This window comes from Polynucleobacter campilacus (assembly GCF_002206625.1).
Lineage (GTDB): Bacteria > Pseudomonadota > Gammaproteobacteria > Burkholderiales > Burkholderiaceae > Polynucleobacter > Polynucleobacter campilacus.
The window spans coordinates 585,430-595,323 of sequence record NZ_NGUP01000001.1 but is presented as its reverse complement, the minus strand read 5'-3'; the positions used below and the strand labels follow the sequence as shown (position 1 = coordinate 595,323).

At 45.1% G+C, this 9,894-nt stretch carries 10 protein-coding genes; 3 read left to right on the top strand and 7 right to left on the bottom strand.

From position 1 onward, the window contains the following. Nucleotides 1–1,219: M23 family metallopeptidase (locus CBI31_RS02995; RefSeq protein WP_240553680.1), on the bottom strand; the 1,219-nt coding region annotated here is incomplete at its 3' end. A 332-nt stretch (nucleotides 1,220–1,551) separates the two neighbouring features. On the opposite strand from CBI31_RS02995, the gene CBI31_RS02990 reads away from it, so the two are divergent. Further along, nucleotides 1,552–2,685, top strand: coding sequence for a mandelate racemase/muconate lactonizing enzyme family protein (locus tag CBI31_RS02990; protein WP_088524914.1), 1,134 nt, complete (start codon nucleotides 1,552–1,554; stop codon nucleotides 2,683–2,685). Nucleotides 2,686–2,765: 80 nt separating this feature from the next. On the opposite strand, the gene CBI31_RS02985 is transcribed toward CBI31_RS02990, so the two are convergent. The 5 genes from CBI31_RS02985 to CBI31_RS02970 form a co-directional block, all read right to left on the bottom strand. Beyond that, nucleotides 2,766–4,511, bottom strand: a complete 1,746-nt coding sequence (locus CBI31_RS02985) for a TRAP transporter permease (RefSeq protein ID WP_240553678.1) — start codon at nucleotides 4,509–4,511, stop codon at nucleotides 2,766–2,768. Further along, entirely contained in the window at nucleotides 4,511–4,786 is a 276-nt protein-coding gene (locus tag CBI31_RS10480) for a hypothetical protein (RefSeq protein ID WP_240553676.1), read from the bottom strand. Before CBI31_RS10480 ends, CBI31_RS02985 begins: the two co-directional genes overlap by 1 nt. 76 nt (nucleotides 4,787–4,862) lie before the next feature. Further along, nucleotides 4,863–5,813, bottom strand: coding sequence for a TAXI family TRAP transporter solute-binding subunit (locus tag CBI31_RS02980; RefSeq protein WP_088524913.1), 951 nt, complete (start codon nucleotides 5,811–5,813; stop codon nucleotides 4,863–4,865). A 27-nt stretch (nucleotides 5,814–5,840) separates the two neighbouring features. Continuing rightward, nucleotides 5,841–6,767 carry a dihydrodipicolinate synthase family protein gene (locus tag CBI31_RS02975; protein ID WP_088524912.1) on the bottom strand — a complete coding sequence of 309 codons (927 nt, stop codon included), beginning with the start codon at nucleotides 6,765–6,767 and terminating at the stop codon, nucleotides 5,841–5,843. 12 nt (nucleotides 6,768–6,779) lie between these two features. Next, a complete protein-coding gene (locus CBI31_RS02970) occupies nucleotides 6,780–7,709 on the bottom strand; it encodes a 2-hydroxyacid dehydrogenase (RefSeq protein WP_088524911.1) in 930 nt (309 codons plus the stop codon). Nucleotides 7,710–7,793: 84 nt separating this feature from the next. Between CBI31_RS02970 and CBI31_RS02965 the strand changes: the two genes are divergently transcribed. Both CBI31_RS02965 and CBI31_RS02960 read left to right on the top strand, forming a co-directional pair. Next, entirely contained in the window at nucleotides 7,794–8,735 is a 942-nt protein-coding gene (locus CBI31_RS02965) for a 3-hydroxyacyl-CoA dehydrogenase family protein (RefSeq protein WP_088524961.1), read from the top strand. Between the two features lie 29 nt (nucleotides 8,736–8,764). After that, nucleotides 8,765–9,448 (top strand): cytochrome b/b6 domain-containing protein, encoded by a 684-nt coding sequence (locus tag CBI31_RS02960; protein WP_088524910.1) that lies wholly within the window; start codon nucleotides 8,765–8,767, stop codon nucleotides 9,446–9,448. Here CBI31_RS02960 and CBI31_RS02955 read toward each other — a convergent pair. Then, the gene (locus CBI31_RS02955; RefSeq protein ID WP_088524909.1) at nucleotides 9,435–9,887 is read right to left on the bottom strand and encodes a c-type cytochrome; all 453 of its coding nucleotides are present in this window, start codon (nucleotides 9,885–9,887) and stop codon (nucleotides 9,435–9,437) included. The two genes, CBI31_RS02960 and CBI31_RS02955, sit on opposite strands and share 14 nt — an antisense overlap. Nucleotides 9,888–9,894 lie beyond the last annotated feature (7 nt).

The following is a 9,894-nucleotide window of genomic DNA, read 5'->3' as shown; positions in this document are numbered from 1 at the left end:
TGTTTCGCATAGACCATAAATCGAGCTGAGTCTTGATTGCGTATGGATCAACATAGATACCATTTTTTCTCAATTCAAAATGGAGATGTGGACCGGTTGATCTTCCAGTTGATCCAACATAGCCAATCTCCAAGCCGCGGCGCACTTCATTGCCTACTGCAAGCTCAACGTTATAGTTGCTGAGGTGTGCATAGTAGGTGTGATAGTTGCCGGGGTGCTCCAAAATAATGAGATTACCAAAGGCGCCGCTATAGCCAAGATGAGCAACTTTGCCATTCGCTACGCTAAAGACAGGGGTGCCGGTTGGGGCAGCATAATCAATGCCCATATGGGTGCGATAGCGCTGCTTCGGTTGTTGGGCTTGGGCGGCAGGCGCATTAGCGCTAGGGCGCTTGCTAGAAGCACGAACGCTACCAACCCCGCGCGAAATACGACGATAGCTCAGTGGATTCGTCCAAAAAGAGCGCTCGAGAGATTCACCGCTGCCCGTAAAGAACCCCCCAGGAATATCGTTGCGATCTACCCAATAGGCGCTAGCAAATACCTCTTTATTCACTGGGTCAATGATTTCAGTAGCCCAGATTTGAGCCCACCTCTCGCGATCACCAAAGTCCACAATTAAACGAACAATGCTATTGGTATTTTCCAATGAGTTATTTTCCTCTGGATAGATTTGTTTAATCAGAGAATTTAATTCCCAAACTAACTCTACTGGCAATAGGTCGCCAACCTTGCGGGGGTCATATAAAACATCTCTTAATGGAATTCGTAGTTCAGTCAGATTCTTAGATTCATCTTTTAAATAGTCTTGTTGAATTAAGAATCCACCAAATGCGGACGGCGTAAATGTCCACACTTCTGTTTTGTTATCCTGAATCGGGCCATTCATAATGCTGAGAGAGTCGAAGCGATTACGACTACCAAACGCAGCTGCATAAGGAATGCAATCACCGCGCATCCGGCTAAAGAATGTTTTGGTTTGAGCTTTGAAAAAATCCGAGAGCTGACGATTATCAATGCCAACGCTAGCAGGCAAATTATCTTCATTGAAGTTGCGTCGTAGGCAGCCTTGAATAATGCGGTAGTCGAGATTGCTAGCGCTATCAATATCTACATCACTAGGGTCTTGGCGCTGAAAAAGAGCAGGATTGAGGCTATTACTTTTTGAAGTCCCTTTTGCCCCAGTGTCTTTAAAGCCAGCAGGTTTTGTGTTTTGCACAATCACTTTTTTTTGGCTTGGTTAGTTTGGGCGTTGGCTACAGATACAAAAGCAGGGAGCAATCCTAGAAAGGCATACCCAATCAAAAGAAGCGCTCTTTTTTGCAGGAGCGAGCAACAAGTTACTTTTTTGTTCACCACGTAATTATCTAATAATGTGAGCCTGCATGCGGATAATTATGTTGTAGTGCAGCAAATTAAAGGGAGCCTTGGTGTTTTCAGGGGGCGCATTTCTATCAAGCACTGAGGGTGTGATAGAAATGATCACTGCTTAAGCCTCAGTTCCAGCATTTAAACTATCGATACAATCATTTTTTGAAATAAGGAGTTTAGATGCCGATTATTGAATCTGTTCAGGTTGCCTCAGTAGCAGTGCCCTTGGATAAAGTCACTTCATTTTCCACTCGTACCGTTTCTGAGCGCCACTATTGCTTGGTTAAGGTTCGCGGCAAGGATGGCAATGAAGGTATTGGCTTTTGTTATGTTGGTAGTGCTGGCGGTGATATTGCCAAAATTGCTGTCGAACAGTTATTGGCTCCAAAGCTGATCGGACAGAACAGCCATCGCAGTGAAGGCTTATGGATCGAGATGTATAACGAATCCATTTTGCAGGGGCGTACTGGCGCAGTGATGCGGGGCATCTCTATTTTGGATACAGCACTCTGGGATCTGAACGCTCGTTCTGTTGGTTTACCTTTGCATCAGTATCTTGGCTCAGTGGTCGATGATCGAGTTCCCGCCTATGCAAGTGGCGGCTATTACCTCGAGGGTAAAACTCCAGCCAAGCTTGGTCAAGAAATGGAGTCTTACGTTAAGCAAGGATTTAAAGCCGTCAAGATGAAAGTGGGGCGTTTATCTCCAGCTCAAGAAGAGGCCCGAGTGAAAGCCGCTCGCAAAGCCATCGGCGATGATATTTTGCTGACTTTAGATGCTAATAATGCATGGAGTGATTTGCCCACTGCACTAGAGTATGTGCGACGTTTTGAAGCCTATAACCCCTATTGGATTGAAGAGCCATTTTCACCGGATGCGATTGATTTGCATGCTGCCCTTGCCAGTCTTACAAAGATCAATGTTGCCACCGGTGAAATGGAGGCTGGACGCTGGCGCTTTAGAGAGTTAATTGATTTAGGTGGCGCCAGGATTCTGCAATCAGATGCTGCTGTTTGTGGTGGTATTACAGAGTGGCGCAGAATTTCTGCGTATGCTGATTTAAAGGGCGTCACAGTTTGCCCCCATTGGATGCATGATTTGCATGCACCATTAGTTGCTGCCACACCCAATGCCCGATTTGTAGAGTTCTTCTTGGATGATCAGGTACTCAATTTCCGTAGGTTGATTAATAAGCAACTCACTTTTAAGAATGGTGACTTGATTCTTCATAAGACACCAGGGCTAGGATTTGAGTTTGATGAGGCTGCGGTTAAAAAATATGCTGGTAAAGCAGCGTGGACAAAGATTGTCTAAATCCTCAAAATATCAGCATTAAATCAATAAGGCCCGCATTTGCGGGCCTGATTATTGATGTCTGTGCTGCACGTTTCTGGCTAGGAAGCCTTACGACTTAATTTTAGATGGGTCATGGTTTGGGTAATGAGTACTAAAGCAAAACCAATAAAGCCAATCAGATCAGCTTCACTCGATGGATAAGCCAAAGCAACTCCAGAGACGACCATGATGATGCGTTCAAAGACTTTGGTTTTTTCAATAAACCAGCCTTGTAGACCACCCGCCAAGCAGATAATTCCAACTACTGCAGTAAAGGAGATCCAGGCAATCTGCATCCAATCTGCTTGTTCTAAGGCGCTACTAGAGCCCATCAGGAGCAAACTCACTCCAGACTTGTCTAGAACAAACATGAATGGCACTAGTATCGCCGGCGCTACATATTTCCAGGTTTGTAAAGTTGTCCTATAGGGGTTGCCCTTACAAATCGCTGCAGCTGCAAATGGAGAGAGTGCTGTTGGAGGGGAAACCTCGGAGAGAACGGCGTAGTAAAAGATAAACATATGTGCGGCAAAAGCAGGGACGCCTAAATTAATTAATGCCGGCGCCGCTATCACTGCACAAATAATGTATGACGCAGTGACTGGCACAGCGAGACCCACAATCCACACAATTAAGGCAGTGAAGATAGCGGTCAGTAGCAATGAGCCCCCCGCATATTGAATCACAATTGAGCTAAATTTGAGGCCAAGGCCAGTGAGGGTAACGGTACCCACAATTAAGCCAGCGCCTGCACAGGTTGCAGCAATGGCCAGTACCCCAGTAGATCCTGAAGCAAGTGCTTTGGTGAGATTAGAGTTGTAAAGCCCAGAAAGAATGGGCTCCTTACCTTTAAACCAGGCCCACGGAATAATGGCAGTATCTTGGCGCAACATGCTGGAGAAGGCTGATACCACTGTGGCCCAAAAGACTGACATCACCGGCGAAAAGCCAAACATCATGAACACCACAATAGAAATCAGCGAGAAAAAATGGAACCAGTATTTTTTCGTCAGTGACCAGGCGCTTTCTGCTGATTCAAAATGAATATTCTTCATCCCGTATTTACGAACATCAATCTCAACCATGACAAATAAGCCAAGGTAGAAAAGAATGGTTGGAATGGTTGCCATGAGCAACACATCTAAATAAGAAATCTTCAGAAAGTCTGCAATCAAAAACGCAGCTGCGCCTAAAACTGGTGGCGAGATAATGGCACCGAGACCTCCTGCTGCTAAGAGGCCGCCAGCAGCATTTTTTTCATAGCCAACTTTGTCTAACATTGGCGCTGCAACTGAGCCTACGGTAACTGTCGTTGCGACACCAGAGCCAGATGGGCCACCCATTAAGAATGAGGACAGCACAATAGTTCTGCCAACCCCTGAGGATTTGCCACCCATTGCAGCAAAGGAGAAGTCGATAAAGAACTTACCGGCACCAGTAAATTGCAAGAAGGCGCCAAAGATGGTGAACAGAATAATCAGGGTTGCAGAGACGTCCACTGCAGTGCCATAGATACCTTCGAGACTCATATACATATAACCCACCAGGCGATCGAGATCATAGCCTTTATGGGTCCACGGCGCAGGGAGGTAGTTGCCTAAGAAGGCGTAAAGCAAAAAGAGAACAGTAACCGTTACTAAGACCATGCCATTGGTTCGTCTAACACTCTCTAGGATGAGCAGAATGAGGCCAATACCAACCAGGACATCAGTAGAATTTGGCGCGGTGTTCCTATCCATAAAATCATCGCCGCCACTCAGAATGTAATAAGCAATCGCAACTGAGCCGATGGCAAANTAAAACACTACCCCAAAACTATTAACTTTAGTGTTTTAAAGCGAGCAGCAATAGGAAAGCTCAAAAAGACCAAAAACAAAACTAAGGCAACGTGAATTACACGCAATTGCTGTGTTGGAACAATCGAGTAGGCTGCATAAAGATGAAACAAAGACATGCCGACTGCTACTAAGGTAATGAACTTGGCCAGAAGGCCTTTGTAATCATTGGAGTCGCCTTCCTCTTGCTTAATGAAGGCATCTAATTTTTCTTGGGTTTCGTTGTCAATCACGTTTTGATTCATGGCCTAGCCTGTCTATATTTATATTTATGTGCCATCTTAAAGCAGAAGGGGTGAGATTAACTCACCCCGATGTAGCTTAATTAACTTTGATACCTTTTTCTTTAAAGTACTTCAGCGCACCTGGATGATAGGCAATCGGTGAGGCATTCGCTTTTTGGCTCTCTAGCTTGATATTTCTGTACTCAGCATGTGAGCGGACTAGTTCGAGCTGATTATCAAAAATGGCTTTGACAATTTTGTATGCCTCTGCATCAGACATAGAAGCATTTACAACCAATAAGTTTGCAACTGCTGCAACATTATTGTCTTTCTCCATACCGCTATAAGTTTGTTTAGTAATTAGGGATGGAAAGTAAAGGTTGCCATATTTCTTATTCATAGCAGGAACTTCAGCAGCAGTGTCTACCATCACAATTTTCATACCAGGGCTGTTTGCAAGATCAGTCACTGCTGCAGTTGGTAAACCACCTACCCAAAAGAAAGCATCAATCTTGCGATCTTTTACTGCGTTGACAGATTCTGCAACGCTCAAGCGCTCACGCTTAACGTCCTTGTCCTTATCTAGACCGGCAGCCTCAAGCAAGCGAAATGCCATGACTTCAGTCGCACTGCCTGGCGAGCCTGTACTTACGCGCTTACCTTTTAAATCTTTCATGGTCTTAATACCAGTCGATTCCACAGTAGCAACGTGCATCAGGTTTGGATACAGGATGAGTAAATTGCGCAAATCTATTGGCTTATCCTTAAATTTATCCTCACCATCTTTAGCATCTTTAGCAGCATCAGCCATTGAGAAGCCAACGTAAGGTTTGCCAGTGCCAATCAGTTTTAAGTTATCAACTGAACCACCTGTAACTTCAGCAGTCGCTGACATGCCTGGAACATGCTTGGATAGGACTGAGGCTAGGCCTCCACCCATTGGGTAATAAACGCCTCCAGTACCACCGGTTGCAATGGAAAGATTCTGTGCTTGTGCACTTGCCCACAAGAAGCTGAGAGAAAGCACCATGATTTTAAGTAGTTTCATTTTGTCTCCTAATAATGTTGAATTGAATTAAAGACCTGGCATACTGAAATTAATTGCTTTGAGCTCACTTAATAATTTAGCCTGTTGATCAGCGCTCAATTGCATGAGTGGTGGGCGTACTCGCAACCACTCAGGATCTTTACTAAAGTGTGCAACAGCAGTTTTCATGCCAGCAATCATTTGGTAATGGGCAAAAACAGCGCGTACTTTGTCTAAATCTGCTTGGCGTTCATCAGCATTAGATTCTCTCCAGTGCGCCGCTACATCAGCAATTGCTTTTGGATTGACGTTTGCGGTAGCAGAAATACAGCCAACGCCACCAGCACGTAAGGTGCGCATGAGAAATGTTTCACTGCCGGCGTAGACGCGAAAGCCGGAAGGGGCTAATAGCTTAATCACAGATTCGGTATATTCCCAATCACCAGAGCTGTCTTTCATGCCTACGACAGTTTTTGGGTACTCTTTAATTAAGCGCTCTAGCAATGAAAGGCTTAAATTGATTTTGGTGACAGGCGGTATGTTGTAAATATAAATTTGCAATGCGGAGTTGCCCATTCTTTGAATCACTTCAGAAAAGTAAGCAAACAGACCATCGTCCGTAATATCTTTGTAGTAGAACGGCGGCAACATCAACACACCCGCGCATTTATGACTTAAGGCATGAGCAGTCATCCGATAGGTGCTCTCAACAGAAGTTGAGCCAGTGCCCGGCATCATATGCTCAGGGTTTAAACCGCCCTCAATCAGTGCAGTGAGCGTATTCATCTTTTGTGTAGCAGACATCGAATTTGCTTCGGAGTTCGTGCCAAAGATCGCCTGACCAACGCCATTTGCTGATAGCCATTTGCATTGCTTGAGTAATTTTTGTGCGTCTGGTGTGCTATCTGCTTTAAATGGGGTTAATACAGGAGATAACACTGCAGGCAGTGTGGATGGAATTAAAGAAATGGTCATGCTGACTCCGTTTTAAATAGACACTTCTGATGGAAGTGGTTGTTTTGCAAAAAAAGCTTCTAAATTATCTACAGCTAAATTGGTCATTGCTATCCGTGTTTCTGTGGTGGCGCTACCGATATGCGGTGTGAGTAAAACATTATCAAGGCTTAAGAAGCCCTTATTGGGGTTGGGCTCATTCTCAAAAACATCCAGGGCAGCGCCAGCAATCTTTTTATGTTGCAGTGCATATAAAAGAGCCTCTTCATCTACTACACTGCCACGGGCTATGTTGATTAAAAAAGCAGTTGGACCCATTGCTTCTAGAACCTGAGCATTCACGATTTTGTATGTATCGGGGGTGGCTGGGCAGGCCAAGAAGAGGACATCACTGTTTTGGGCTAAATCTAGGATATTGGGATAGTAGGTGTAGGCTACCTGCTTGGGGCTGGGACCACTGTAGGCAATTTCAACCTTAAAAGGCTCTAGTCGTTTGGCTAAATCCTGGCCAATGCGACCCATACCCACAATGCCAACCTTCTTTCCAGCAAGAGTAGTCGCTAACTTAAATGGCGCTTTGGACCAGCCGCCGCTTTTGATAAAGGCCTCAGATTCAGGAATACGGCGAAGAAGTCCTAGCATCATTCCAATAGCCAGTTCGCAAACGGCATCATTAAGGACGCCTGGGGTGTTGCTGGCTTTGATACCGTGCTCTTTAAGGTATGTCAGAGGTAGGTTGTCGTAGCCAACCCCACAAGTGGCAACCATCCGAATGCTGGGGATTTGCTTAATTAAGGCCTCAGGTAGTTTGGTATTAGAACGCAGCAAGATAGCCTCAAACTGGCCGCCAGGCGGAGGAACTTGAAGATCTAGATGGAGGGTGGGGGTAAAGCGACGATCGATTTCTGCCTGCATTAATTCAGGGAAATGGCCGACCTGCAGCACCGAATTGACGGGAATCATGTCTCACTATGTTTTTTATTGAATAATGACCCCCATTGTATGTGGATTTTCAATGAAAAGTCTGCCCCTTCAGGAGAATATGTAATGTTGTTTACCCCAGCTGAAACCAAGGTAGTGATCGTCGGCGGCGGCACGATGGGTGCGGACGTAGCTGCAGTCTGTGCTCGAGGAGGTTGTGCTGTTCAAGTGGTGGAACCGACCACAGAGCGTCGTGCCCTATTGCCAGATTACTTTAGCAACACAATGACTGAGCTTGGCTATGAAAACCGCATTCACCTATTAAGTGTCGCAGGCTCTCTTGAGGAGGTTGATTGGTCTGATATTGATCTGGTCATTGAGTGTGTACCAGAGCGTCTAGACATCAAACAAGAACTATTTGCGAAGCTAGAAAAATATGCCAAGCCTGAAGCGGTATTGGCTAGCAACAGTACTAGCTTTCCCATTAGTGAAATTGCAGATGGTTTAAAAACTGCAGCACGAATGATTGGCTTACATTTTTTTATGCCAGCGCATCTAGTGCCCTGTGTAGAAGTAGTTTATGGAGCAAAGACTTCTCCATTGGTGGGTGAAAGTTTGACAAGGTTGATGACTGCCTGCGGCATGGTTCCAGTAGTCGTGAAAAAAGATTTACCAGGATTTTTAGCCAATCGTTTACAGCATGCTTTATCACGCGAAGCCTTTTCAATGGTGGACGAAGGCGTTTGTAGTCTTGAGGATATCGACAAGGCAGTTCGCTTTGGTTTTGGCTTTCGCTACATTGCAGCTGGACCTGCTATGCAGCGGGATCATGCAGGGCTTGAGATCCATGCTGCTGGGGGCACGAAGATTTACCCTACTTTGAACAACTCACCTAATATTGCTAAGTGCGTGAGTGAGCGCGTAGCTAGCGGAAAGTTTGGCATGAAGACTGGAGAAGGATTTTTTTCTTGGACTGCTGAAACGATTAAAGCCGAACGTGAGCGCTATCAAGAGGCTTTGCGTGCGGGATTAAAAATTATCCAAAAAGACTTGCCGCAGATCAAATAAATACCGTTGTTTTGCCTTATCCTTAAGACATGAAGAAAATCATTCGTGTCTGGGATTTGCCCATTCGTCTCTTTCACTGGCTATTAGTACTCTGCATTATCGGTAGCATCACCAGCGTCAATCTTGGCGGCAATGCAATGCAATGGCATGCTTACTTTGGTTACAGTGTGTTGACCTTATTGATCTTCCGAATCACTTGGGGCTTTATGGGCTCGACACATGCGCGTTTTAGTTCGTTCTTCCCGAATCTTGAGCAGACTCTCAATTACCTTCAAGGTAAAGCGCCGAACGTTTTAGGACATAACCCTCTAGGCGCACTATCTGTATTTGCATTGCTTTTGGTTCTGAGTGTGCAAGTCCTCACGGGCTTGTTTGTGGATGATGAGATTGCCTTTCAGGGACCTTTTGCGAAATATGTTTCTAACTCAACAGTGTCATTGCTTTCAAAAGTTCATTATTGGAATCACTGGCTGATTTACACCTTAATGACTATTCACATCGCTGCCATCATCTATTACAAAACATTCAAGGGTGAAGATCTGATTACACCAATGATCAGTGGCGATAAAGAAATCGACCCAAGCGAGGAAGCAAGTTACTTGCCTTCTGACTTGGGTCGTGCATCCAAGGATGGAGCCTTACAACGCGGTATGGCTCTAGTGCTCTTGAGTCTAGTTGCGGTAGTAGTAGGTTACTTGATTACTTCTTCCTAAAGTCATCATGGCAATTCTTGCAACTTGCTCCTGTAGCACCAAAGGCCTTCTTAATACTATCTAAGTCGCCTGATTGAGCAGCTTTATTCAGATCTACTGCAGCTAGTTGCATTCTCTCTGAAGCAGCTTTGAATTTAGCGCTATTTGACCAAATATCAGATTCTGCTTTTCCACCTTCAGTGCCAGGACCAAATGCTTGCCATGGCAAGGTAGACATCATTGCAACGATAGCGGCATTCTTCGCTACTTCATCTTTATTAAATGGCGCCTCACCTCTCACTACTGCGCCAATTTTTGAAAAGGAGTTACCCATCACTGTGAACGCACTCTGACGATACTTAATGGCATCTTCTGGTTTTTGGAATTGAGCAAAAGCAAAGCCTGCGCCAATGGTAAGGACTGTTGCAGTAGTTGCTAAAACAATCTTTTGTAATTTCATATCAAAC

What these genes read in the sequence shown, in the direction of transcription:
- CBI31_RS02990 (WP_088524914.1), top strand. Translation starts at nt 1,552, where the DNA reads ATGCCGATTATTGAATCTGTTCAGGTTGCCTCAGTAGCAGTGCCCTTG.
- CBI31_RS10480 (WP_240553676.1), bottom strand. Translation starts at nt 4,786, where the DNA reads ATGAATCAAAACGTGATTGACAACGAAACCCAAGAAAAATTAGATGCC.
- CBI31_RS02980 (WP_088524913.1), bottom strand. Translation starts at nt 5,813, where the DNA reads ATGAAACTACTTAAAATCATGGTGCTTTCTCTCAGCTTCTTGTGGGCA.
- CBI31_RS02975 (WP_088524912.1), bottom strand. Translation starts at nt 6,767, where the DNA reads ATGACCATTTCTTTAATTCCATCCACACTGCCTGCAGTGTTATCTCCT.
- CBI31_RS02970 (WP_088524911.1), bottom strand. Translation starts at nt 7,709, where the DNA reads ATGATTCCCGTCAATTCGGTGCTGCAGGTCGGCCATTTCCCTGAATTA.
- CBI31_RS02965 (WP_088524961.1), top strand. Translation starts at nt 7,794, where the DNA reads ATGTTGTTTACCCCAGCTGAAACCAAGGTAGTGATCGTCGGCGGCGGC.
- CBI31_RS02960 (WP_088524910.1), top strand. Translation starts at nt 8,765, where the DNA reads ATGAAGAAAATCATTCGTGTCTGGGATTTGCCCATTCGTCTCTTTCAC.
- CBI31_RS02955 (WP_088524909.1), bottom strand. Translation starts at nt 9,887, where the DNA reads ATGAAATTACAAAAGATTGTTTTAGCAACTACTGCAACAGTCCTTACC.